Origin of the sequence: Nocardioides psychrotolerans (assembly GCF_943371775.1) — a bacterium.
GTDB classification, from domain to species: domain Bacteria; phylum Actinomycetota; class Actinomycetes; order Propionibacteriales; family Nocardioidaceae; genus Nocardioides; species Nocardioides psychrotolerans_A.
Map to the genome: position 1 here is coordinate 1 of NZ_CALRWD010000047.1, position 22,161 is coordinate 22,161.

The following is a 22,161-nucleotide window of genomic DNA, read 5'->3' on the forward strand; positions in this document are numbered from 1 at the left end:
AGCGGCTCTCCACAGGCCCCGGCAGGGCCGGGGCGCGTGCGGGTGGGTCAGGAGGCAGAAGGAGCCGGCGCCGACGGCTTGGGGTCGGCCTTCTTCTCCGTCTTCGTCTCGGTCGTGGTCGACGTCGCGGAGCTGCTGTCGCCGGACGACGAGGAGGACGAGGCGGCCGGCTCGGAGGCGGTCGAGCTCGACCGGCTGTCGGTGCGGTAGAAGCCCGAGCCCTTGAAGACGACGCCGACGGCGTTGAAGACCTTGCGGAGCCTGCCCTGGCACTGCGGGCACTCCGTGAGGGCGTCGTCGCTGAAGCTCTGGAACTGCTCGAAGTCGTGCCCGCACTCGGTGCAGGCGTACTGGTATGTCGGCACGGTTCTCCTCAGGTGGCGCGTCGGTGCGGAGGGGGTCATGGGGTCCCGTTCTGGCACTCCGCCCTGACGACTGCCAATTCTAGGGCACGGCGACAATGAGTGTCGCCATGACCGAGGACACAGCGCCGCCCGAGCCAGCCCCGCGCGCCCAGCGCACCCGGTGGCAGACCTTCCGGTCGCTGCCGCGCGCCCTGCGCGTGACGTCGTACGTCGCCGTCGGACTGGTCCTGGTGCTCGTCGCCGGCCTCGCCACGGGCGTCGTGCTGGCGCGCCGTCCGCTGCCCCAGACCTCCGGCACGATCGAGGTGCCCGGCCTCGAGGCGGGCGTCGAGGTGGTCCGCGACGAGCACGGCATCCCGCAGGTCTACGCCGACACCATGGACGACCTGATGCGCGCCCAGGGCTACGTGCAGGCCCAGGAGCGGTTCTTCGAGATGGACGTGCGTCGGCACGCCACGGCCGGGCGGCTGGCCGAGATGTTCGGCGAGGACGCCCTCGAGACCGACCTCTACGTGCGCACGATGGGCTGGCGCCGGGTCGCCGAGCGCGAGCTGGCGCTGATCGAGCCCGACACCCGCGCCGCGCTGGAGTCCTACGCCGACGGGGTCAACGCCTACCTCGCCGAGCACTCCCCGTCGGAGATCGCGCTGGAGTACACCGTGCTCAACGCCGGTGGACTGGGCTACGTCCCCGAGGACTGGACGGCCGTCGACTCGCTCGCCTGGCTCAAGGCGATGGCCTGGGACCTGCGCGGCAACATGGGCGAGGAGATCGACCGGGTCCTGACGACCGACGCCGTCGGAGCCGACCGGGCCATGGAGCTCTACCCGGCCTACGACGCCGAGGACCAGGCGCCGATCGTGGACCAGGGCGCCGTCGTGGACGGGGTCTTCGAGCAGGACGCCACCACCGGTGGCACCCGCAACCCACGACGCCCCGCCTTCACCGCCGACCAGGTGGCGCCGCTGGCGTCGCTGCGCGAGGGTCTCGAGCGGCTGCCGGCCTGGCTGGGGCGCGGCGACGGCATCGGGAGCAACTCCTGGGTCGTCGACGGTGACCACACCTCGACCGGCGAGCCGATGCTCGCCAACGACCCCCACCTCGGCATCGGGATGCCGGGCGTGTGGATGCAGATGGGCCTGCACTGCCGCGAGATCACGGCGGCGTGCCCCATCGACGTCGCGGGCTTCACCTTCTCCGGCGTGCCGGGCGTGATCATCGGGCACAACGCCGACATCGCGTGGGGCTTCACCAACCTCGGCCCCGACGTGACCGACCTCTACGTCGAGCGCATCACCGGCGACACGTGGCGCCACGACGGCCGCGACCGCCCGCTGACCGTGCGCACCGAGACCATCGAGGTGGCCGGCGGCGACGACGTGGAGGTCACGATCCGCGCCACCGCGCACGGCCCGATCCTCTCCGACGTCGACGACCAGCTCGCCGAGGTGGGCGAGGTCGCGCCGCTGTCGCGTCCGGCCGACCTCGCGCCCGGGGAGGAGCACGCCGTGTCCCTGGCCTGGACGGCCCTCACGCCGTCGCCGACGGCCGACGCGATCCTCGGCCTCAACGCCGCCACCGACTGGGACTCCTTCCGCGCGGCCGCCGCGGACTTCGCGGTGCCGGCGCAGAACCTCGTCTACGCCGACCCCGCGGGCCACATCGGCTACCAGGCGCCCGGGTCGATCCCGATCCGCAAGTCCGGCAACGACGGCCTGTTGCCGTCGGCCGGATGGCGCTCGGAGAACGACTGGACCGGGGAGCACGTGCCCTTCGACGGGCTGCCCACCGTGCTCGACCCCGAGGAGGGCTTCGTCGTCGCGGCCAACCAGGCCGTCGTGGCCGACGACGACTACCCCTACTTCCTCACCGACGACTGGGACCGCGGCTTCCGCTCGCAGCGGATCCGCGAGCTCCTCGAGGAGGAGGGCGAGCTGTCGATGGCCGAGATGGCCGAGCTCCAGCTCGACGACCGCAACCCCATGGCGGCGACGCTGGTGCCCTACCTGCTCGACGTCGAGCTGCGTCGCGGCTACAACGACGATGGTCAGCGGCTGCTCGACGACTGGGACCTCGACCAGCCCGCGGACAGCGCCGCCGCGGCCTACTACAACGTCACGTGGCGCAACCTGCTCGAGCTGACCTTCCACGACGACCTGCCCGAGGACGTCTGGCCCGACGGGGGTCAGCGCTGGATGGCGGTCATGGAGCGCCTGCTCGCCGAGCCCAACTCGCCGTGGTGGGACGACGTCACCACCGAGCTGGAGGTCGAGACCCGCGACGACGTCATCCGCGCGGCACTGCTCGCTGCCCGCAACGACATGACCTCCCTCCTCGCACCGCACGCCGGCGACTGGTCGTGGGGCGCCCTGCACACCCTCGACCTGCGCTCGAGCACCCTGGGCGAGTCGGGCATCGGCGTGGTCGAGCGGCTCTTCAACCGGGAGGGCTGGGAGGTCGGTGGCGGCAGCGCCACCGTCGACGCCACCTCGTGGGACGCGGCGGAGGGTTATGCCGTGACCGCGGCCCCGTCGATGCGGATGATCGTGTCGCTCTCCGACCTCGACGACTCGAGGTGGATCAACCTGACCGGCGTCTCCGGGCACCCCTTCAGCGAGCACTACACCGACCAGACCGACCTGTGGGCCGAGGGCGAGACGCTGCCGTGGGCCTTCAGTCGCGAGGACGTCCTCGCCGCCGAGGCCGACACGCTGCTGCTGGTGCCGCCGGAGGACTGAGCACGTCCCTGCGCACGACCTAGAAGACGCGCAGACCGCTCGGCGTGACGGCCGCGGCGACGGGCCTGTCGTGGGGCTCCACGGGCACGTCGCGGCCGACCTCGTCGTCGAAGAGCAGCACGCAGGTGAACGTCCCGACCGGCACCCGGGCCAGCGCCCGGTCGTAGGACCCGCCGCCGCGCCCCATCCGCATCCCGCGGTCGTCGACCGCGAGACCCGGCACCAGGACGACGTCGGGTGTGGCGATCGCGTCGACACCGAGCCGGGGCCCGGTGGGCTCCAGCAGGCCGAGCCGGGCTGCGGCCAGCGACCCCGCTCCTGCGTAGGCCGCCCAGTCGAGGTCGCCATCTGCGAGCAGCACCGGCAGGAGGACCCGTGTGCCGGCCGCCACCAGCGCGTCCAGCAGGGGAGCGGTGCCGGGCTCCGTGCCGACCGAGACGTACGCCGCGACGCTGGCGGCTCGTCGTACGGGATCGGCGGCGAGGAGGTGGGCGCAGATCGCCTGTGCCGACTGGCCGATCTCGACCACGGGGCGTCGTCGACGGGCGGTGAGCAGCTGGTCGCGCAACGCGGCCTTGGCCATCGGACCTGGGCTGGGTTGCGACGGGGGCACCGGTCAAGCCTACGATCGGTGGCATGGGTAGTGCTGGACTGAACAAGGCGCGCGACAAGATGCTCGACGCGGGGGTGGACGAGGTCGCGATCGAGACCTTCGCCCACTACTTCCGGCTCCTCGAGCACGGCGAGACCGGGATGATCCCGGAGACGTCGATCGACCCCGTCGACATGCCGGCCCTGACCGACGTGCAGGTGTCCGACGAGGACGCCGCCGCGGCCGTGCGCGCCACCGCCGTCATCAAGCTCAACGGCGGTCTCGGCACGTCGATGGGCATGGACCGCGCCAAGTCGCTGCTGTGCGTGCGTCGCGGGCTGTCCTTCCTCGACATCATCGCCCGCCAGGTCCTGCACCTGCGTGAGCACTACGACGCCACGCTGCCGCTGATCTTCATGAACTCCTTCCGCACCTCTGCGGACACCCTGGCCGCCCTCGGTCGCTACGACGCGCTGCAGGTCGAGGGCCTGCCGCTGGAGTTCCTGCAGAACAAGGAGCCCAAGCTGCTGAAGAAGGACCTCTCACCGGTGTCCTATCCCAAGGACCCCGACCTCGAGTGGTGTCCGCCCGGGCACGGCGACCTCTACACCGCGCTGCGCGGCACCGGCCTGCTCGACCTGCTCATCGAGCGCGGCTTCCGCTACGTCTTCGTGTCCAATTCCGACAACCTCGGCGCCGTGCCCGACGCGCGCGTCGCCGGCTGGTTCGCCACCTCGGGTGCGCCGTTCGCGATCGAGGCCGTGCGTCGCACCGCCTCCGACCGCAAGGGCGGCCACTTCGCCCGTCGCAAGAACGACGGCCGCATCGTGCTGCGCGAGACCGCCCAGACGCCTCCCGGCGACGCCGCCTCCCTGGCCGACCTCGACCGCCACCGCTTCACCTCGACCAACAACCTGTGGTTCGACCTGGTCGCGATGAAGGAGGCCCTGGACGTCCGCCAGGGCATCCTCGGCCTGCCGCTGATCCGCAACGTCAAGAACGTCGACCCCGGCGACTCCTCGACCCCCGAGGTGATCCAGATCGAGACCGCCATGGGCGCGGCGATCGAGGTCTTCGAGGGCTCGCAGCTGATCGAGGTCGGGCGCGACCGTTTCGTGCCGGTCAAGACGACCAACGACCTGCTGGTGCTGCGCTCCGACGTCTACGAGATCGGCGCCGACTTCGTGCTCGACCAGGTCGCCAGCGACCTGCCGTTCGTCGACCTCGACACCGACCACTACAAACTGGTCGGCGAGTTCGACAAGCGCTTCCCCGAGGGTGCGCCCTCGATGCGCGAGGCCACCTCGCTCAAGGTCGAGGGTGACTGGACCTTCGGCAAGGGCGTGCAGATCGTCGGCGACGTCGCGCTCGACGCCACCTCTGCGCAGCGGGTCGCGCCGGCGACGGTGCTGGGCGGCCCGACGGATGGCTGACGCCCTCCTGTCGGTCGACGACTTCCGCGCCAAGGTCCTCGCCGACCTCGTCCCCGCGGAGCCAGCCGACGTCGCGCTGCTGGACGCGCTCGGCCTGGTCTGCGTCGAGGACGTCACCGCCCCCCTCTCCCTGCCGCGCTTCGACAACTCCGCGATGGACGGCTATGCCGTGCGCCGTGAGGACGTCCTGGCCGCCGCCGAGGACGCGCCCGTGGAGCTGCCCGTGGTCGGCGAGATCGGTGCCGGCAGGGCCGGTCCCGCGGGGATCGCTCCCGGCGCGGTCGCCAAGATCATGACCGGCGCGCCCCTGCCGGAGGGTGCCGACGCGGTCGTGCCCTACGAGTGGACCGACCGTGGTGCCGACGTCGTGCGGATCACCCAGGCTCCCGCCCTGGGCCAGCACATCCGCCGCGCGGGCGGTGACGTCCGCGAGGGCGACCACCTGATCTCGGCAGGCACCCCGCTGGGTCCGCGCCACCTCGGCCTCCTGGCCTCCGTCGGTCGCCCGACGGTCCGGGTGCGGCCGCGACCCGTCGTCGTCATCCTCTCGACCGGCTCCGAGCTGCGCTCGCCGGGCGAGGAGCTGGGCGCCGACTCGATCTACGACGGCAACTCCTACCTGCTCGCCGCCTCGGTCGACCGCGCCGGCGGGGTCGCCCGCCGGGTCGGCATCGTGCCCGACGACCAGGACGCGTTCCTCGCCCTGCTGCACGAGCAGCTCGAGGGCGCGGACCTGGTCGTGACGTCGGGCGGGGTCTCGCAGGGCGACTTCGACGTCGTCAAGGCCGCGCTGCGCACGCTCGGCACCGTCTGGTTCGGTGGCGTGGCGATGCAGCCGGGCAAGCCGCAGGGCTTCGGGGTCGTCGGTGAGCGGCAGGTCCCGATCTTCACGCTGCCGGGCAACCCCGTGTCGTCGTACATCTCCTTCGAGCTGTTCGTCCGCCCGGCCATGCGCACCCTGATGGGCCTGCAGCCGATCGTCGAGCCGACCGTCACCGCGACGCTCGAGGGTGGCGTGTCGTCGCTGTCGGGCAAGCGCCAGTTCCTCCGCGGCCGTTTCTCCCGCGACGAGTCCGGCGCCACCGTCACGGTCAAGGCGGTCGGCGGCTCCGGGTCGCACCTCGTGGGTGACCTCGCCGCCTCCAACGCGTTGATCGTCGTGCCCGAGGAGCTCACCGAGGTCGTCGACGGGGCGCAGGTGCAGGTCGTGGTGCTGGACAGAGGAGCGACCGATGGCTGACGCCGGGGGACAGGGCGGGCTGACGCACGTCGACGCGAGCGGAGCCGCCCGCATGGTCGACGTCTCCGCCAAGGACGTCACGGCGCGCGAGGCACGCGCGTCGGGTCGCGTGCTGCTGTCGGCCGAGGTGATCGCGCTGCTGCGGGGGGAGGGCGTGCCCAAGGGCGACACCCTCGCCGTCGCGCGGCTCGCGGGCATCATGGGCGCCAAGCAGACGCCCGCGCTCATCCCGCTGTGCCACCCGCTCGCGCTGTCGGCGGTGTCGGTCGACCTGAGCGTCACCGACGACGCCGTCGAGATCCTCGCGACCGTGCGCACGACCGACCGCACCGGTGTGGAGATGGAGGCGCTGACGGCCGTCTCGGTCGCCGCGCTCACCGTCATCGACATGGTCAAGGCGGTCGACAAGGCCGCCGTGATCACCGACGTGCGCGTCGAGACCAAGACCGGGGGCAAGTCGGGGGACTGGTCGCGATGACCTCAGGTGCCGAGGGACTTCCCGCCGCCGTCGTCGTCGCGTCCAACCGCGCTGCTGCCGGTGTCTACGAGGACACGACCGGCCCGCTGATCGTGTCGTTCCTGGCCGAGCTCGGCTTCGTGGTCGGCACGCCCGTCGTCGTACCGGACGGGGAGCCGGTGGGCGAAGCCATCGCGGCCGCGATCGCGGCGGGTGCGCGGGCCGTGCTGACGACCGGTGGCACCGGCCTCACCCCGACCGACCGCACGCCCGAGGCGACCCGGCCGCTGCTCGACCGCGAGGTGCCGGGCATCGCCGACGCGATCCGGTCCTACGGCGTCGCGGCGGGCATCCCCACCGCGATGCTGTCGCGCGGCCTGGCCGGCGTCGCCGGGAGCACGCTGGTGGTCAACCTGCCCGGCTCGCGCGGGGGCGTGAAGGACGGTCTCGAGGTGCTGCGTCCGGTCCTGGTGCACGCGGTCGAGCAGATCGTCGGGAGCGACCATTAAGGCATGGCCGGTCCGCCTCTCCTCCGGCACCTCGCCGGTCGTCACGCTGCGGCCGCTGGCCCGGCGTGACGTCCACGCCTGGCGCTCGGCCCGCCAGCGCAACGCCGCGTGGCTGCTGCCGTGGGACGCCACGGTGCCCCCCGGCACGAACGCGCGCGCCACGACGTTCCGCGCGCTCGTGAGGCGCCTGCGCCACCAGGCCGACCGGGGCACGACCTACCCCTTCGCCGTGGACGTCGACGGCCGCTTCGCGGGGCAGCTGACGGTCAACAACATCGTGCGCGGCTCGGCGCAGTTCGCCTCGATCGGCTACTGGCTCGACCGCGACGTCGCCGGCCGCGGGGTCATGCCGCGGGCCGTCGCGATGGCGATCGACCACTGCTTCACCACCGCCGGGCTGCACCGCATCGAGATCGCGATCCGCCCGGAGAACTCCAACTCCCTGCGGGTCGTGGAGAAGCTCGGCCTGCACGAGGTCGGCTACGCCCCGCGGTTCCTGCACATCGACGGCGCGTGGCGCGACCACCGGATCTACGCCGTCACCGTCGAGGAGTGTCCCGGGGGGATGGTCGCGCGGCTGGACGCCGGGACCTGAGCGCGGACCCAGAAATCACACCAGCACCACGAGCAATTTGCGACACACCACTAGACATCCGCCCCAGATCGGGGTAGCGAACCTAACCTCAGTCCCGTGGACCTGAGCGCACTCATCTTCGTAGCCCTGGCAGTGGCGTGGGCCGTCTATCTCGTCCCCAAGGCGCTCAAGCACCACGAGGAGGTGGCCCGCACCCGCTCGGTGGACCGCTTCTCCCACACGATGCGCGTGCTCGCCCGTCGCGAGCCGACCAGCCGCAGCAGCGCCCGGCTCGTCGTGCCGGGCAAGCCCGCTGCCGCCGCGGAGTCGACGAGCGTGGCCGTCGCGACCACGGCCGCTCCGGCCGCGCCGGCTGCACCGCCCACCCCCGTCCAGCTCCGCGCCCGTCGCGAGGCCGCACGCCGTGCCGCCAAGCGTCGCCTGCGGGTCGTCTCGCTGATCCTGGTCGCCACCGTCGTGGTCGCGATCCTCGCGGCCACGTCCGTCGTCGCCTGGCCCTCCCTCGCCGTCCCCGCGGGCCTGTTCGTCGCCTGGTTGGTCGCGTGCCGACTGATGGTCAAGCGCGAGCGTGCTGGTGCCCCTGCGGGCCGGCTGCCCCTCCTGGTCGAGGAGCCGACCGACCTCGACGATCCGGTCACCGAGGAGATCGTGGCGGTCGTCGAGGAGACGGTGGCGGTCGAGCGCCCCCGTGACCCGGACGCCTGGGACCTGGTGCCGGTGACCCTCCCGACGTACGTGACGAAGGAGCCGGCCACCCGCCGCACGGTCCGCACCATCGACCTCGACTCCACCGGCGTCTGGACCTCGGGCCGCACAGAGATCGACAGCGCTCTCGCCCGTGGGGCCGAGGAGGCCGAGCGTGCCGCCAAGGCTGCGCGCAAGGACGACGAAACGCGTCGGGCGACCGGGTCCTGACCGATTCGGCCGGCCCGCACGGCTGGTGCTAACGTTTCGACCCGCGACGTCGGTCACCCCGACGTCGTGATGGGGCTGTGGCGCAGTTGGTAGCGCGTCTCGTTCGCAATGAGAAGGTCAGGGGTTCGAATCCCCTCAGCTCCACCACCAGAGAAGGCCCGTCACCGGCAGAGACGCCGGTGGCGGGCCTTTCTCGTGCCCGGCGCGTGCGTGACGCCGCGCCGTCGCCGATCGGGCGGATCGACCTCTCAGCCCGGCTGCGCTGACGAGTCGGGCAGCTCCAGGGTGAAGCAGGCGCCTCCACCCTCGGCGGAGGAAACCGTCAGGGTCCCACCGTGTCGGGCGACCACCCGACGCGCGAAGGCGAGCCCGATGCCCGAGCCCTGCTGGAGCGAGCCCGCCCGGCCACGCATGAACATGTCGAAGATGGTCTCGCGCTCCTCCGGAGCGACCCCCAGGCCGTTGTCGCTGATGGTCAACCGGACGGCCCCGTCCACGACCTTGCCGTCGACGTGCACGACCGGTGCGTCGGAGTCGCCGTAGTTGATCGCGTTGACCACCAGGTTCTGGACCACCCGCTCCAGGAGTGCGGCGCAGCCGCGCATCGACGGCAGGTCTCCCACCTCGACCTCCGCCCCGCGAGCGACGATCAGCTCCTCGAGGTCGCGCAGGACGCTGGCGGTGACCTCGCCCAGGTCGACCACCTCCAGCTCGAGCGCCGTGGTCGTCGCGGTGCTGTAGGCGAGCACCGCATCGATGAGGTCGGACATCCTGGTGGCCTGGCGTCGGACGGCGCCCAGCGCGCTGGTGCCCTCGGCACTCAGGGAGGCAGCCTCCATGTCGGCGATCAGCTCGGCATAGCCCGAGATGGTCGCCAGGGGTGCCTTGAGGTCGTGAGCCGCCACGTGCGCGAACGCCGCGAGGTCGCGGTTGGTGGCCTCGAGCTCGCGGGTCCGCTCGGCGACCCGGCCCTCGAGCTCGTCGAGGAGCCGGATGCTCTCCATGGCGACCGAGGTGCTGTCGGCCAGCGCCAGCAGCAGCTCCCGCTCGGCGGGGGTGGCTTCGTGCTCGTCGGCCCAGTAGGTGCCGATCGACCCCACGGGCTCCGCCGTGCGGATCGGCGTCATCACCAGGCTCCGCACGAACGTGGGTCGGTAGGCGACGTGAGGGATCCGGTCGTCGAGGTAGATGTCGGGGATGACGACCTGCTCGCCGTTCAGCATCGCCCAACCGCTGATGCAGGCCTGGAGAGGAAAACGCTGTCCACGCCACAGGGGCTGGATGGCGTCCTCGTCGACGTAGAAGCACTGGCCCGCGTCGCGCAGCACGAACGTCGCACCGTCGGCGTCGACCAGCTCCCGTGCCGCGTGACGGACGATCTCGACGATGCGCTCGAGGTCGCGCGCGGCCGCGAGGTCGCGGACTGCCTGCACGAGGCGGCTCATCGCCGGCAGCGACGGTGCGGATGGGGCGGGGGGGAGTGCTTCGGAGTCCACCAGGCTCAGCGCAGGCACGCTCATGGTCCACTCCCTCCCGCGCACGGACCTCCAGCCTAGGGACGACCCCGGGTGGGGACATGGTCCCTTCGGACAGATCTGCCTGGTCATCGCGGTGAGGACGGGTCTCGGTGTCGAGAAGCGCCGCCCGGTTCCGTCCCAGAGGTGACAGCGACCAGGATGGGTCGCACCGACGAGGAGGAACACGATGGCCAAGTACCTGCTGCTCAAGCACTACCGAGGGGCTCCGACCGGGGTCAACGACGTCCCGATGGACCAGTGGACCCAGGACGAGATCACCGACCACATCCAGTACATGAACGACTTCGCCACCCGGCTCGAGGGCACCGGCGAGTACGTCGACGGGCAGGCGTTGTCGCCCGAGGGCACGTTCGTCCGCTACGACGGCGAGGGGCGCCCGCCGATCACCGACGGCCCGTTCGCCGAGACCAAGGACCTGATCGCGGGGTGGATGGTCATCGACGTCGACACCTACGACCGCGCGCTCGAGCTCGCGGGTGAGCTCTCGGCGGCCCCCGGGGCCGGCGGCAGGCCGATCCACGAGTGGCTCGAGCTGCGTCCCTTCCTGACCGAGCCGCCCACCATCACCGACTGAGCGTGCTGTGACCCATCAGGTGGACGAGGTCCTGCTGCGCGGCCTCACGCCGGCCGTGATCGGGATCCTCGTCCGCCGTGGGGCCGACTTCGCGACGGCCGAGGACGCCGTGCAGGAGGCCCTGGTCGAGGCGTGGCGGACCTGGCCCGACGACCCGCCACGGGATCCCAAGGCGTGGCTGGTCACGGTCGCGTGGCGCCGCTTCCTCGACGCGAGCCGGTCGGAGGTCGCCCGTCGTCGGCGCGAGGAGCGGGTCGAGGAGGAGCCGACTCCCGGACCGACGCACGAGCTGGACGACACGCTCCAGCTCTACTTCCTCTGTGCGCACCCTTCCCTGACGCCGTCCTCCGCGGTCGCGCTCACCCTGCGCGCCGTCGGCGGGCTCACGACGAGGCAGGTGGCGCAGGCCTACCTGGTGCCCGAGGCGACGATGGCGCAGCGGATCAGCCGCGCCAAGCGCACGGTCGCCGCGGTGCGGCTCGACGAGCCCGGTGACGTCGCGACCGTCCTGCGGGTGCTCTACCTGGTCTTCAACGAGGGCTACTCCGGCGATGTCGACCTCGCGGTCGAGGCGATCCGGCTGACCCGGCAGCTCGCGGCGATCGTGGAGCACCCCGAGGTCTCCGGCCTGCTCGCGCTGATGCTGCTCCACCACGCGCGCCGGCCCGCCAGGACCGCTCCCGACGGCAGCCTGGTCCCGCTCGCCGAGCAGGATCGCAGCCGGTGGGACACAGCCGCGATCGCCGAGGGCATCACGATCCTGCAGGCCGCCCTCGCCCGCAACCGACTGGGGGAGTTCCAGGCGCAGGCCGCGATCGCGGCGCTGCACGCCGACGCGCCCGCCGCCGAGGAGACCGACTGGGTGCAGGTCGTCGAGTGGTACGACGAGCTCGTGCGGCTCACCGACAGCCCCGTCGTCCGGCTCAACCGCGCGGTCGCGGTCGGTGAGGCCGACGGCCCCCGCGCCGGGCTGGCCGCCCTCGCGGGCGTGGGGACCGAGGTGCCCCGCCACACCGCCGTGGCGGCGTACCTCCACGAGCGCGACGGCGACCTCGCCCTGGCCGCCCGGCTCTACGCCGATGCCGCGCTGCACGCGCACGACCTCGCCGAGCGCGACCACCTGACCCGGCAGGCGGCCCGGCTCAACGCCCGGCTGCGGGGGTGATCGCCGGGGTTGTTCACCATCTCCCGGGCTCCTGTGGAGATGATGGGGTCGCGACCGCCCGTCCCGTGCCCGACCGAGGAGGAGCCGATGACGACCGACCGGATGCCCCGGACCTCCACCGAGGGCAAGTTCTACGACGCCGCGCTCGACGTCCTCGCCGACGAGGGCTACGGCGCCCTCAAGGTCCGCGCCCTGTGCCGGCGGATGGGGCTGACGACCGGCGCGTTCTACCACTCCTTCAGCAGCTGGAAGGAGTTCACCGACCAGCTGCTCGACTTCTGGCGTGAGGACGGCACGCTGCGCGTGGCGAGGCTCGCGGCCAGCCAGCCCGACGACCTGCACCGGCTCGACGACCTCGTGGCGGCGGCGATGGCCCTCCCGCACCGTGCCGAGGCCGCCATCCGGGTCTGGGGCGGGATCGACGCCGACGTCGGCCGGGTCGTCGCCCAGGTCGACCAGGAGCGCCTCGAGGCGGTCAGTGCCGCCTTCCTGGCGGTGACCGGTGACCCGCACCTGTCCGCGAGGCTCGCCAAGGCCGGCATGTACCTCCTGGTCGGCTTCGAGCAGAGCCACCTTCCCGAGGACCCGGCGACGCTGGAGTGGGCACTGAGGCTCGTCGAGGCGCTGGCGCTCGACGCAGGGGCCGTCGCGCCTTCCTGATGCTCAGCAGCCCGCGGGCTGCTCGAGGCGGCCTGCCTCCAGGAGGTCGTGGATGCACGTGACCAACCGATGGCCCTCGAACGGCTTCGGCAGGAAGGAGTCGGCGCCGGCGTCCAACGCTGCCCGCACGTCGCGGCGGCCGTTGAGCGCCGAGAGCATCAGGAAGATCGGGCGGCGGCAGGGCTCGAGGTCCTGGCAGATGCGGAGGACCTCGAGGCCGGACATCACGGGCATCGTGTTGTCGAGGACGACCAGGTCGTAGGCCTGGTGCCTGATCGCTGCGACGGCGGCAGGCCCGTCAGCGACGGTGCTGACCTCGTGGCCGGCCACCTCGAGGATGAGCGCGACGATCTCGCGGATGTCGGGGTCGTCGTCGGCGACGAGGATGGCGGCCATGTCACCAGGTTGGGGGCAGGGCGCCGCCTGGCGCAGCCGTTGGCGGTGCGACACGTGAAGGACCCGTAAAGGACCGATGTGTTTACCTTCCAGCGCTCGGCACCATAACGTGAGCCCATGCCGACGGTGCTGGTGATCGAGGACGACAAGGAGATCAACCTCCTCCTCGAGGAGCTCCTGGTGCACTTCGGCTACCACGCGCTGTTCGCGTCGACCGGCGCCCAGGGGCTGGACCTGGCGCGTCGCCAGGAACCCGACCTCGTCCTGCTGGACCTCGGGCTGCCCGACATGTCCGGGATCGACGTCATCAGGGAGATCCGCAGCTGGAGTGCGGCTCCGCTGCTGGTCCTGAGCGGGACGAGCCGCCGTGGCAGTCGTGCCGACGCGCTGGACGCCGGTGCTGACGACTTCCTCCAGAAGCCGTTCGAGCCCCGCGAGCTGGCAGCGCGTCTGAGAGCGGTCGCGAGACGGGCCGCCACGTCCCAGGACGACGGCGGTCTGCGCCGCTGCTTCGGGCCGGTGTGCGTGGACGTCGAGACCCAGCGACTGCTCCTCGACGGGACGGAGGAACGTCTCACCTCCATCGAGTGGCGACTGCTGGAGGCGCTCACGCGACATCCCGGTCGGCTGCTGACGCACCGCTGGCTGGTCACGCAGGTGTGGGACGCCACCCACGGAGCCGAGACCCAGACCTCGTTGAGGGTCCACATGCGCTCGTTGCGCAGCAAGCTCCACGACGACGTCAAGGAGCCGCACTTCGTGCGGACCGAGAGCGGGGTCGGCTACCGCTGGATCGCTACTGCCACGGCTGCGGTCGTGCCCTCGCCGGTCGGTGGGCCCGGCTCGAGGTCCACCTTGGCCGAGCTCGAGGCGGCCGTCGCGGCGCTCCAGGTGGCGGTCCACACCGCGGCCGCTCCGGGCAACGACCGCGAGGCTGCGCTGGGTCGTGCGGCCGAGCTCGCGCGGCGTGCCGGTCAGCTCGTCCGGGACGCACGCACGGCCACGGAAGGCTCCGCATGACAGGGATCTCGGGTGGCCGGAGCCAAGCCGGCGCCTTCGCGGTCTGGTGGGCGGCCTTCGCACTCCTGGTGCTGCTGAGCCGGTCCACCGCTGCCGATGCGTCGTCCGTGGGCTTGGTCGCGCCCGCGGCGGGCCTGGCACTCCTGTGGCTGATGTCCCAGGAGACGACGCGTGGAGCCGTGCTCTGCCTCGCCGCCATGGCCGTCACCCGCGGCGTGCTCTCGACCGTCAGCGGTGCCGCACCAGGAGTGACGGCCGCGTTGGTGGTCGCGGGATTCGTCCAGACACTGCTGATGGTGACGCTGCTGCGGCGCTGGTGCCCGGGCATCCTCGGAGCGGGCGGGTCCGTGAGCGTGCACGAGCCCGGTGTCCTGGTGCGGGGCAGTGCCGCGGTCCTGGTCGCCACCGGTGTGGGCGCGGTCATCGGCGCGGGCGTGGTCACGGCGACGGACGCACCTGTGCAGGGGCTGGTCCTCCTGGACTGGTGGGCGCGCAACCTCGCCGGTGTCTTCCTCGTGGGCGCCGTCGGGCACCTCGCCTGGGAGTGGGTCCGCGAGTCTCGGTCGAGGGGGCGATGGGTGCTCGTGCCACGCTCGCGTGTCCCTGAGCTGATCGGGCTGCTCGCGGTCTCGGTCGCGGCCTACGGCGCGGTCTTCCTCCAGTCGGGGCTGCCCCTCTCGTTCCTGCCGCTCGTCATCGGTGTCTGGAGCGCCACGCGTTTCCCGACGTTCGCCGCGGCGCTGCACTCGGCCTGCTTCGGGGCGTTGGCGCTGGTGGCGACACTGGCGGGCAGGGGGCCCTTCGGGGACCTGGGTGCTGTCGAGACGCAGGCACTCGTGACCCAGGCCTACCTGCTGACCCAGCTCCTCACCGTGCTGGCACTGGCCACGGGCCGCGACCAGCGCGTCTCGCTGGTCCGCGAGCTGCGTGACTCCCAGCAGGAGACGGCAGCGCGCGCTGAGCTCCTCGACGCGATGACCGAGTCGATGAGCGAGGGGCTGGTGGTCATCGACCACCAGGGCACGCTCGTGCGGACCAACTCAGCCGCCCGGTCACTGCTGGCGTCGAGCACCACGGGCTACCGGGAGTCGGCCCGCGACTACCAGGTGCTGCGCCTGGACGGCACCGAGCTGCCTGCCGATGAGCATCCATCGGCGCGCGCTCTCCGTGAGGGCACGGTCCCGGCGCACGACCTCGTGCTCTGCCGGGGTGACGGCAGCCAGCGGGTGCTCTCGGTGACGGCCTCGGCACTGACCGGTGGGGATCAGGGGGGCGCGGCCACGGCGGCGATGGTGGTCTACCGAGACGTGACCGACGAACGCGACCACAGCAACCGGCTCACCGAGTTCGCTGAGGTGGTCGCCCACGACCTGCGCAGCCCCCTGACCGTCATGCACGGGTGGTTGGACGTGGCGCTCGGTGGGCTGGTGCCCGACCTCGAGGGCGGTGAGGTCGGGGCGCAGGGCCAGCCCCCCATGGTGCGTCGCGCCATGGAGCGAGCCCTCGTCGCGACGGTCCGCATGGAGGAGCTCATCTCCGACCTGCTGCTCCAGGCGACTGCCGCCGGGGGCCGGATGGAGCCGGTGGCCTGCACGTTGGGCGGTGACGACGGCCTCGTCACGGAGGTGGCGGGCGAGTCGGGAGCATCTGCCTCGGTCTGCGTCGGACCCATCCCACCGGTCCTCGTCGACGTCGACCTGGTCCGCCAGCTGGTGTCCAACCTGATCGGCAACGCCCTCAAGTACGTCGCACCGGACACGGTGCCGCGGGTGGTCGTGAGCGGCACCCGGGCCGGGGACCGGGTGGTGGTCGAGATGACGGACAACGGCATCGGGGTCCCGGCCCAGCAGCGTGAGGCGATCTTCGACCGCTTCCACCGCGCGCACGCCGAGGACTCGAGCTATGTCGGGACAGGGCTGGGACTGGCCATCTGCCGCACCATCGTGCAACGCCATGGTGGCGAGATCACGTGCAGGTCAGCGCCGGAGGGACACTCGAGCGGCACGACCTTCGCCTTCGACCTGCCGGCTGCGTGAGCAGCGACCGCACCGCGGGCCACGGCTCAGCGGCCGCGGCCCTCGAAGCACTGCGGCGAGCAGACCATGCCGGGTCGCTCGACCGGGACGGTGCGGCAGGTGCGGCACGAGCGACGCATCAGCAGGCGGCTCGGCACGATCGTGAGCAGGCGGGTCATGAGCCCACGGTGCCCGTTACCGACGGTCTCAATCACCGGTCTGGACCGCGCGTGTGGCCCGCAGATCGACCAGGATTGCCGCAGTGTCGGACGGGCCGGATATTCTGGTCACCGGCCCGGCACGAGTGGGGGTGATGGCCGATGCGCAGTGCGTTCGTGATCGCGCTCGCCCTCGTGGCGGTCCTGCTGACGACCGGGTCCACGGGCCAGCCGCCCAGCGAGACCCTCCGGGGCAGCCTCGCCGGCGAGGAGGTCCGCCTGACCACGCCCGGTGAGGGCATCGAGCCCAAGGGCCTCGTGGTCTGGTTCCACGGCCAGGGCGGCAACGTCAACGACCGCATCGACGGCCCGTGGCTCGACGCGCTGCGTCGCGAGGGCTACGCCATCGCCTCGTCCAACTTCCACGCCCAGTCCTGGGGCAACCCGGCCTCGACCCGCGACGCGGAGCTGCTGGTCGACTGGGCCGAGGAGAGGACCGGCCTCCCGGTCACCCTGTGGGTCTCGGGCTCCATGGGTGGCTCGGTCTCGCTCAACGCCCTCATCCACGGCGTCAAGGCCCCCAACTGCTGGTACGGCGTGAAGCCGGCCATCGCGCTCACCGAGATGGACGAGGTGCCCGGTGGCCCGGGCTTCATCTACAAGGCCTTCGCCGGCCAGGTGCCGCCCGACCGCAATCCCGTGGCCAACGTGGAGTCCCTGCCGGTCAGCGTCCGCTACCGCATCGTCGCCTCGCGCGGCGACCAGTGGGTGATCTTCAAGGAGAACGCCGGGCCGCTGTCGTCGGGGCTGCGCGAGCGCGGTGCCGACGTGACGCAGCTGATCGTCGAGGGCTTCCACGACGACCCGTCCCACTTCAACGCCCGCGACCTGGTCGCCTACGCCGACTCCTGCCTCGACGAGGCGCCTCGGGACGAGTCAGCCCAGGCCGGCTGAGAAGAGCCCGGTCGAGCCCACGAAGCGGTCCACGTCGATGCGGATCGCCACGCGCGTCGGGTTCTCCCGCGGCACGCGGTAGCGCGAGGCGTAGCGCTCGCACGCCCGCGCCACCGAGGCCGCGTCGTCGACGACGACCCCGTGACCCTCCAGCGTCGACCACCGGGCCCCGTCGACCGCGCACGCGGCCACCTGCCCCCGCTCGAGCAGGTTGAGCGCCTTGCGCGACGTGGCGCTGGTGATGACCCAGGCGCACTGCTCCTCGTGGTCGAGCGCGACGCCCACCGGCACCACGTGGAGCCGGCCGTCGGGGCGCAGCGTCGTCAGCGTGCACAGGTGGCGCTCGGTCCAGAAGTCCAGCAGGGGCTGGGGGAAGTCTCCCCAGCCGGGGCGCCACGAGGTCATGGTCCGAGACTAGCGGCGGCCGGGTTGGGGGCCGGGGCGCTGGGGCCCTAGATCCAGCGGGTGAACCAGATCCGGTCGAGCCACTCGGCCCGGGTGAGCAGCTCGTGGGTGTAGATCGGCCAGAACCACGCGAAGTTGATCAGCACCAGCACGACGAACGAGCCGGCCAGCACCACGCCCGTCGTGCGACGGGGCGAGGGGTGGGAGGAGGGGCCGACGAGCCTGCCGATGGCCAGCGTGATCGCGAGGATCATGAACGGCAGGATCGGCATCGCGTAGAACAGGAAGATCGGCCGGTCGTCGTACTGCAGCCACGGCAGCCAGGTCGACGCGGCCCCGACGACGGTGAGGCCGAAGCGCCAGTCCCGGGCACCGACCCACATCACCATGGCGAAGAGCAGCGCGACGATGCCGCCCCACCACAGGACGGGCGTGCCCAGCAGCAGCACCTGGCGCAGGCAGCTGCTGCCCTGCGGTGCCTGGCAACCCCGGGTGCCGGGCTCGATGCCGGTGTCGGCGGCGACCCCGACCGGCCGGTTGAGCAGGAGCCAGCCCCGGGGCTGCGACTGGTAGGTGTGCTCGCTGCAGTTCAGGAAGTGCGCGTGGAAGGTGTAGAGGTCCTGGTGGTAGCTGGTCAGCGACCGCAGCGACTGCCAGGCCTCGGCGACCCCGGTCGCGTCGGGCTCGGTCGCGGTCGGCCACCGGTCGTCGTCCAACGTCGGCTCGTCGTCGCAGGTGGCACCCTCGGCGACGAAGCGGGTGTACTGCGTGGAGGAGAGGGCGTCCTCGTAGGCGCTGGCGTTGAGCAGCCAGCCGGTCCACGTCGCGACGTAGACGAGGAACGCGACCACCACCAGCTGCACGAAGGCGGGGACGCCGTCGACGACGGCGGAGCGCAGCACCGGCCAGCGCACGCCGACCGAGCGGCGGGCGCCGGCGCTCCACAGCCACACCAGGACCCCGAACGCCGCCAGGGGGAAGGCCGCGGTCCACTTCGTGCCGAGGGCGAGCCCGAAGCACACCCCGCCGAGCAGCAGCCACGGGCGGACCAGCAGCGGGCGGACCGGCCCCCACGACCGGGCCGCGACGAGACCGTCGGTGCCGTCGACCTGGACGGCGCGCGCCATCCGGGCGCGGTGCCAGTCGCGGTCCACCACCAGGCAGGTGACGGCGCTGAGCAGGAAGAACGCGAGGAAGATGTCGAGCAGGGCCAGGCGCGACAGGACGAAGTGCAGGCCGTCGAAGGTCAGCAGCAGGCCGGCGACCAGCCCCAGGGCGGTCGATCCCGTCACCCGCTTGGCCAGGCGGCACATCACCAGCACCATCAGCGCACCCACGACGGCGGCGGAGATGCGCCAGCCGAAGGGGTCCATCCCGAAGGCCTTCTCGCCCAGGGCGATCAGCCACTTGCCGACCTCGGGGTGCACGACCATCGAGGGGTCGGCGTTCCAGATGCCGGTGGTCTGGCCGTCGAGGATGCGCTCGTTGGCGTCGTCGACGTAGGTGCGGACGTAGCCGTGGTTGAGCATCGACCACGCGTCCTTGGCGTAGTAGGTCTCGTCGAACTCGAAGACCTGGGGCGAGCCCAGGTGCCACAGCCGCAGCACCAGCGCCAGCAGCGCGACGCCGATCGACGCACCCCAGCTGGCCAGCGGCTCCTCCAGGGTGCCGCGCAGCCGGGCCGGGGTCCTCACGCTGGAGAACGATACGGGGCTGTCGCGAGGGGGCTGCCATGATCGGGACCGTGACTGACAAGAGCCCCGTGGACACGGCTGGGGGAGCAGGCGGCGCCGGCGTGCTCGTGCTCGCCGCCACCCCGATCGGTCGGGTCGCCGACGCCCCGCCGCGCCTGGCCGACGAGCTCGCGACCGCCGACGTGGTCGCCGCCGAGGACACGCGGCGGCTCAAGCGGCTGACCAGCGACCTGGGGGTCACGATCACCGGCCGCGTCGTGTCCTACTTCGAGGGCAACGAGTCGGCGCGCACGCCGGTGCTGCTCGAGGCGCTGCTCGCGGGGGAGCGGGTGCTGCTCGTGACCGACGCCGGCATGCCCAGCGTCTCGGACCCCGGCTACCGGCTCGTCGCGGCCGCCGTCGCCGCCGACGTGCTGGTCACCGCCGTGCCCGGACCGTCCGCGGTCCTCACCGCGCTCGCGGTCTCCGGGTTGCCGGTCGACCGCTTCTGCTTCGAGGGCTTCCTGCCGCGCAAGGCCGGCGAGCGGGCCCGACGCCTCGGCGCCCTGGCCGGCGAGGAGCGGACGATGGTGTTCTTCGAGGCGCCGCACCGCACCGAGGTCGCGCTGCGGGCGATGGCGCAGGCCTGGGGCGATGACCGCTCAGCGGCCGTGTGCCGCGAGCTGACGAAGACCCACGAGGAAGTGCGCCGTGGCCCGCTGGCCGACCTCGTCGCCTGGGCCGCCGAGGGCGTCCGCGGCGAGGTCACGATCGTCGTCGAGGGCACGAGCGGGCCGGTCGTCTCCACGGACGAGACCAGCCTGCGCGCCGCCGTGCAGGAGCGGGAGGATCAGGGCATGAGTCGCAAGGAGTCGATCGTCGAGGTCGCCAAGCTGGCCGGCGTGCCCAAGCGCGAGGTCTACAACCTGGTGCACGGCGCGTGAGCGCCCGGATCACGGAGGTCCACCGCGCGGGGCTGACCTTCGACGTGCTGGACGAGGGCCCGATCGAGGGTGACGTCGTGGTGCTGCTGCACGGCTTCCCCGAGCGGGCGACCTGCTGGCGCTCGGTGGCGCCGCTGCTGCACGAGCGGGGCTACCGCACGCTGGCGATGGACCAGCGCGGCTACGCGCCGCGCGCCCGACCACCGCGCCGGCGCGACTACCGGATCACCGAGCTCTCCGACGACGTGGCGGCGCTCGTCGCGGCGGCCGGAGCCGGCGGCCCGGTCCACGTCGTCGGGCACGACTGGGGCGCGATCGTGGCCTGGGCGCTGGCCCTGCGTCAGCCGGACCTGGTGCGCACCCTGACGGCCGTCTCGGTGCCGCACCCCACGGCCTTCCTCCGCTCGATGCTCTCGAGCAACCAGCTGCTCCGCTCCTGGTACATGCTGCTCTTCCAGCTGCCGCGGATCCCCGAGCTCAGCGCCCGCAGGCCGGGCTCGGTCTTCGACCGGTCCCTCGCCCACGCCGGCATGACCCCCCACGAGATCGCGCGCTGCCGGCGCGAGGTCGTCGACGACGGCGCCCTGACGGGCGGGATGAACTGGTACCGCGCGCTGCCCTTCCTCGACCGGAGCCTCGTCGGCCAGCACGTCACCGTCCCGACCACGCTGCTGTGGAGCGACGGCGACGTGGCGCTGGGTCGCAAGGGCGCCGAGCTGACCGAGAGGTACGTCGACGCCCCCTACCGCTTCGTCGCGTTGCACGGCGTCACCCACTGGATCCCCACGCAGGCCCCCGAGGCCTGTGCGGAGGCGATCCTCGACCGGGTCGGTGCGTGATGAGCGACGGCGCCACGAGCGAGCCGACCCGCTCACGCGCCCCGACCGAGGAGAAGAGCGGCAGCCGCCGCGACCGGGAGCGACCGCCGGCCCCCGAGCCACTGCCCCATCCGGTCGTCGACAACCACTGCCACCTCGACATCGCCGACGGTGACTGGCTGGCCACCGAGGAGGCCATCGCCGCCGCGGCCGCCGTCGGGGTGCCGCGCATCGTCCAGATCGGCTGCGACCTGCCCGGCGCCCGCTGGGCGGTCGAGGCGGCCGAGCGGCACGACGCGCTCGTGGCCGGGGTCGCCCTGCACCCCAACGAGGCACCCCGCCTGGCGGAGGCCGGCCTGCTGGACGAGGCGCTGGACGAGATCGAGCGACTCGCCCAGGCGCACGACAAGGTCCGCGCGGTGGGGGAGACCGGCCTCGACCACTTCCGCACCGGCGAGGAGGGTCGTGCCGCCCAGGTGGCGTCGTTCCGGCGTCACATCGACCTGGCCAAGCGACTCGACAAGACCCTCGTGATCCACGACCGCGACGCCCACGAGGAGGTGCTGGCGGTCCTCGACGAGGAGGGAGCGCCGCAGCGCTGGGTCATGCACTGCTTCTCCGGGGACGTCGCCTTCGCCCGCCGCTGCCTCGACCGGGGTGCCTACCTGTCCTTCGCCGGGACGGTCACCTTCAAGAACGCCCAGCCGCTGCGCGACGCGCTCGCCGTGGCCCCCCGGGACCGGGTGCTGGTCGAGACGGACGCGCCCTACCTCACCCCCACGCCCTACCGCGGTCGCCCCAACGCCTCCTACCTGGTGCCGCTCACGATGCGGCTGATGGCGCAGGTCCGCGGCGACGACCTGGAGGAGCTGTGCGTCGCGGTCGACACCAACACCGAGGCCGCCTTCGGGGGGTCCTGGTAGGCCGCTGAGCAGGTAAAACGGGGAGACGTGGCTCACGCCGCCCCGCCTGGGAGGGGTCGAGGGTTTGCAAATCC

The 22,161-nt window shown here is 72.3% G+C and carries 23 protein-coding genes and 1 tRNA gene; 17 read left to right on the forward strand and 7 right to left on the reverse strand.

The genetic code is table 11. The features are described from left to right. Positions 1–47 precede the first annotated feature (47 nt). Positions 48–365 carry an FmdB family zinc ribbon protein gene (locus AAG827_RS13905; protein WP_341926669.1) on the reverse strand — a complete coding sequence of 106 codons (318 nt, stop codon included), beginning with the start codon at positions 363–365 and terminating at the stop codon, positions 48–50. A gap of 107 nt (positions 366–472) precedes the next feature. Here AAG827_RS13905 and AAG827_RS13910 point away from each other — a divergent pair, with 107 nt between their 5' ends. Next, complete coding sequence (locus AAG827_RS13910; RefSeq protein ID WP_341926670.1) at positions 473–3,103, forward strand: penicillin acylase family protein; 2,631 nt, start codon at positions 473–475, stop codon at positions 3,101–3,103. Between the two features lie 19 nt (positions 3,104–3,122). On the opposite strand, the gene AAG827_RS13915 is transcribed toward AAG827_RS13910, so the two are convergent. Beyond that, positions 3,123–3,716, reverse strand: coding sequence for a 5-formyltetrahydrofolate cyclo-ligase (locus tag AAG827_RS13915; protein WP_341926671.1), 594 nt, complete (start codon positions 3,714–3,716; stop codon positions 3,123–3,125). Positions 3,717–3,739: 23 nt separating this feature from the next. On the opposite strand from AAG827_RS13915, the gene AAG827_RS13920 reads away from it, so the two are divergent. The 7 genes from AAG827_RS13920 (at position 3,740) to AAG827_RS13950 (ending at position 8,991) form a co-directional block, all read left to right on the forward strand. Next, on the forward strand, positions 3,740–5,128 hold the full coding sequence (locus tag AAG827_RS13920) for a UTP--glucose-1-phosphate uridylyltransferase (RefSeq protein WP_341926672.1): 1,389 nt from the start codon (positions 3,740–3,742) through the stop codon (positions 5,126–5,128). After that, complete coding sequence (glp, locus tag AAG827_RS13925) at positions 5,121–6,368, forward strand: gephyrin-like molybdotransferase Glp (RefSeq protein ID WP_341926673.1); 1,248 nt, start codon at positions 5,121–5,123, stop codon at positions 6,366–6,368. The genes AAG827_RS13920 and glp overlap by 8 nt, the downstream gene beginning before the upstream one ends. Next, a complete protein-coding gene (moaC, locus tag AAG827_RS13930; RefSeq protein ID WP_309647650.1) occupies positions 6,361–6,846 on the forward strand; it encodes a cyclic pyranopterin monophosphate synthase MoaC in 486 nt (161 codons plus the stop codon). Before glp ends, moaC begins: the two co-directional genes overlap by 8 nt. Continuing rightward, positions 6,843–7,334, forward strand: a complete 492-nt coding sequence (locus AAG827_RS13935; protein ID WP_341926675.1) for a molybdenum cofactor synthesis domain-containing protein — start codon at positions 6,843–6,845, stop codon at positions 7,332–7,334. The genes moaC and AAG827_RS13935 overlap by 4 nt, the downstream gene beginning before the upstream one ends. 46 nt (positions 7,335–7,380) lie before the next feature. Further along, positions 7,381–7,929 (forward strand): GNAT family protein, encoded by a 549-nt coding sequence (locus AAG827_RS13940; RefSeq protein WP_341926708.1) that lies wholly within the window; start codon positions 7,381–7,383, stop codon positions 7,927–7,929. A gap of 96 nt (positions 7,930–8,025) precedes the next feature. Continuing rightward, entirely contained in the window at positions 8,026–8,844 is an 819-nt protein-coding gene (locus AAG827_RS13945; RefSeq protein ID WP_341926676.1) for a hypothetical protein, read from the forward strand. 71 nt (positions 8,845–8,915) lie between these two features. Continuing rightward, positions 8,916–8,991, forward strand: a tRNA-Ala gene (locus AAG827_RS13950). Between the two features lie 101 nt (positions 8,992–9,092). Here the strand turns inward: AAG827_RS13950 and AAG827_RS13955 are convergent. Beyond that, positions 9,093–10,364, reverse strand: a complete 1,272-nt coding sequence (locus AAG827_RS13955; RefSeq protein WP_341926677.1) for an ATP-binding protein — start codon at positions 10,362–10,364, stop codon at positions 9,093–9,095. 184 nt (positions 10,365–10,548) lie between these two features. On the opposite strand from AAG827_RS13955, the gene AAG827_RS13960 reads away from it, so the two are divergent. The 3 genes from AAG827_RS13960 to AAG827_RS13970 all read left to right on the forward strand — a co-directional run bounded on the left by AAG827_RS13960 (position 10,549) and on the right by AAG827_RS13970 (position 12,781). Beyond that, a complete protein-coding gene (locus AAG827_RS13960; RefSeq protein ID WP_341926678.1) occupies positions 10,549–10,956 on the forward strand; it encodes a YciI family protein in 408 nt (135 codons plus the stop codon). A 7-nt stretch (positions 10,957–10,963) separates the two neighbouring features. Then, positions 10,964–12,121, forward strand: coding sequence for a sigma-70 family RNA polymerase sigma factor (locus tag AAG827_RS13965; RefSeq protein ID WP_341926679.1), 1,158 nt, complete (start codon positions 10,964–10,966; stop codon positions 12,119–12,121). A gap of 87 nt (positions 12,122–12,208) precedes the next feature. After that, a complete protein-coding gene (locus tag AAG827_RS13970; protein ID WP_341926680.1) occupies positions 12,209–12,781 on the forward strand; it encodes a TetR/AcrR family transcriptional regulator in 573 nt (190 codons plus the stop codon). Positions 12,782–12,784: 3 nt separating this feature from the next. On the opposite strand, the gene AAG827_RS13975 is transcribed toward AAG827_RS13970, so the two are convergent. Continuing rightward, positions 12,785–13,177: a response regulator gene (locus AAG827_RS13975; RefSeq protein WP_341926681.1), complete on the reverse strand. Its 393-nt coding sequence runs from the start codon at positions 13,175–13,177 to the stop codon at positions 12,785–12,787. A 117-nt stretch (positions 13,178–13,294) separates the two neighbouring features. On the opposite strand from AAG827_RS13975, the gene AAG827_RS13980 reads away from it, so the two are divergent. Both AAG827_RS13980 and AAG827_RS13985 read left to right on the forward strand, forming a co-directional pair. Further along, entirely contained in the window at positions 13,295–14,197 is a 903-nt protein-coding gene (locus AAG827_RS13980; RefSeq protein WP_341926682.1) for a response regulator transcription factor, read from the forward strand. After that, positions 14,194–16,233 (forward strand): ATP-binding protein, encoded by a 2,040-nt coding sequence (locus AAG827_RS13985; protein ID WP_341926683.1) that lies wholly within the window; start codon positions 14,194–14,196, stop codon positions 16,231–16,233. The genes AAG827_RS13980 and AAG827_RS13985 overlap by 4 nt, the downstream gene beginning before the upstream one ends. 26 nt (positions 16,234–16,259) lie before the next feature. On the opposite strand, the gene AAG827_RS13990 is transcribed toward AAG827_RS13985, so the two are convergent. Further along, positions 16,260–16,391, reverse strand: a complete 132-nt coding sequence (locus tag AAG827_RS13990; RefSeq protein ID WP_341926685.1) for a hypothetical protein — start codon at positions 16,389–16,391, stop codon at positions 16,260–16,262. A gap of 141 nt (positions 16,392–16,532) precedes the next feature. On the opposite strand from AAG827_RS13990, the gene AAG827_RS13995 reads away from it, so the two are divergent. Beyond that, positions 16,533–17,324, forward strand: coding sequence for a hypothetical protein (locus AAG827_RS13995; RefSeq protein ID WP_341926686.1), 792 nt, complete (start codon positions 16,533–16,535; stop codon positions 17,322–17,324). On the opposite strand, the gene AAG827_RS14000 is transcribed toward AAG827_RS13995, so the two are convergent. Together AAG827_RS14000 and AAG827_RS14005 are read right to left on the reverse strand one after the other, a co-directional pair. Then, positions 17,307–17,729: a TIGR03618 family F420-dependent PPOX class oxidoreductase gene (locus AAG827_RS14000; RefSeq protein ID WP_341926688.1), complete on the reverse strand. Its 423-nt coding sequence runs from the start codon at positions 17,727–17,729 to the stop codon at positions 17,307–17,309. The genes AAG827_RS13995 and AAG827_RS14000 overlap by 18 nt on opposite strands. 47 nt (positions 17,730–17,776) lie before the next feature. Continuing rightward, positions 17,777–19,423, reverse strand: coding sequence for a phospholipid carrier-dependent glycosyltransferase (locus AAG827_RS14005; RefSeq protein WP_341926689.1), 1,647 nt, complete (start codon positions 19,421–19,423; stop codon positions 17,777–17,779). A gap of 50 nt (positions 19,424–19,473) precedes the next feature. Between AAG827_RS14005 and rsmI the strand changes: the two genes are divergently transcribed. From rsmI to AAG827_RS14020, 3 genes are read left to right on the forward strand one after another with little or no spacing between them, the layout of a single operon-like run. Continuing rightward, complete coding sequence (gene rsmI, locus AAG827_RS14010; RefSeq protein ID WP_341926690.1) at positions 19,474–20,346, forward strand: 16S rRNA (cytidine(1402)-2'-O)-methyltransferase; 873 nt, start codon at positions 19,474–19,476, stop codon at positions 20,344–20,346. Then, positions 20,343–21,185 (forward strand): alpha/beta fold hydrolase, encoded by an 843-nt coding sequence (locus tag AAG827_RS14015; protein ID WP_341926691.1) that lies wholly within the window; start codon positions 20,343–20,345, stop codon positions 21,183–21,185. Before rsmI ends, AAG827_RS14015 begins: the two co-directional genes overlap by 4 nt. After that, entirely contained in the window at positions 21,185–22,087 is a 903-nt protein-coding gene (locus AAG827_RS14020) for a TatD family hydrolase (protein WP_341926692.1), read from the forward strand. The genes AAG827_RS14015 and AAG827_RS14020 overlap by 1 nt, the downstream gene beginning before the upstream one ends. Positions 22,088–22,161: the final 74 nt, after the last annotated feature.

Bases quoted from the DNA above. Each gene is read 5' to 3' on its own strand.
- AAG827_RS13985 (WP_341926683.1), top strand. From the start codon at position 14,194: ATGACAGGGATCTCGGGTGGCCGGAGCCAAGCCGGCGCCTTCGCGGTC.
- AAG827_RS14020 (WP_341926692.1), top strand. From the start codon at position 21,185: ATGAGCGACGGCGCCACGAGCGAGCCGACCCGCTCACGCGCCCCGACC.
- AAG827_RS13960 (WP_341926678.1), top strand. From the start codon at position 10,549: ATGGCCAAGTACCTGCTGCTCAAGCACTACCGAGGGGCTCCGACCGGG.
- AAG827_RS13920 (WP_341926672.1), top strand. From the start codon at position 3,740: ATGGGTAGTGCTGGACTGAACAAGGCGCGCGACAAGATGCTCGACGCG.
- AAG827_RS13980 (WP_341926682.1), top strand. From the start codon at position 13,295: ATGCCGACGGTGCTGGTGATCGAGGACGACAAGGAGATCAACCTCCTC.
- AAG827_RS13955 (WP_341926677.1), bottom strand. From the start codon at position 10,364: ATGAGCGTGCCTGCGCTGAGCCTGGTGGACTCCGAAGCACTCCCCCCC.
- AAG827_RS13995 (WP_341926686.1), top strand. From the start codon at position 16,533: ATGCGCAGTGCGTTCGTGATCGCGCTCGCCCTCGTGGCGGTCCTGCTG.
- AAG827_RS14000 (WP_341926688.1), bottom strand. From the start codon at position 17,729: ATGACCTCGTGGCGCCCCGGCTGGGGAGACTTCCCCCAGCCCCTGCTG.
- AAG827_RS13935 (WP_341926675.1), top strand. From the start codon at position 6,843: ATGACCTCAGGTGCCGAGGGACTTCCCGCCGCCGTCGTCGTCGCGTCC.
- AAG827_RS13975 (WP_341926681.1), bottom strand. From the start codon at position 13,177: ATGGCCGCCATCCTCGTCGCCGACGACGACCCCGACATCCGCGAGATC.
- moaC (WP_309647650.1), top strand. From the start codon at position 6,361: ATGGCTGACGCCGGGGGACAGGGCGGGCTGACGCACGTCGACGCGAGC.
- glp (WP_341926673.1), top strand. From the start codon at position 5,121: ATGGCTGACGCCCTCCTGTCGGTCGACGACTTCCGCGCCAAGGTCCTC.
- AAG827_RS13970 (WP_341926680.1), top strand. From the start codon at position 12,209: ATGACGACCGACCGGATGCCCCGGACCTCCACCGAGGGCAAGTTCTAC.
- AAG827_RS13910 (WP_341926670.1), top strand. From the start codon at position 473: ATGACCGAGGACACAGCGCCGCCCGAGCCAGCCCCGCGCGCCCAGCGC.
- AAG827_RS13990 (WP_341926685.1), bottom strand. From the start codon at position 16,391: ATGACCCGCCTGCTCACGATCGTGCCGAGCCGCCTGCTGATGCGTCGC.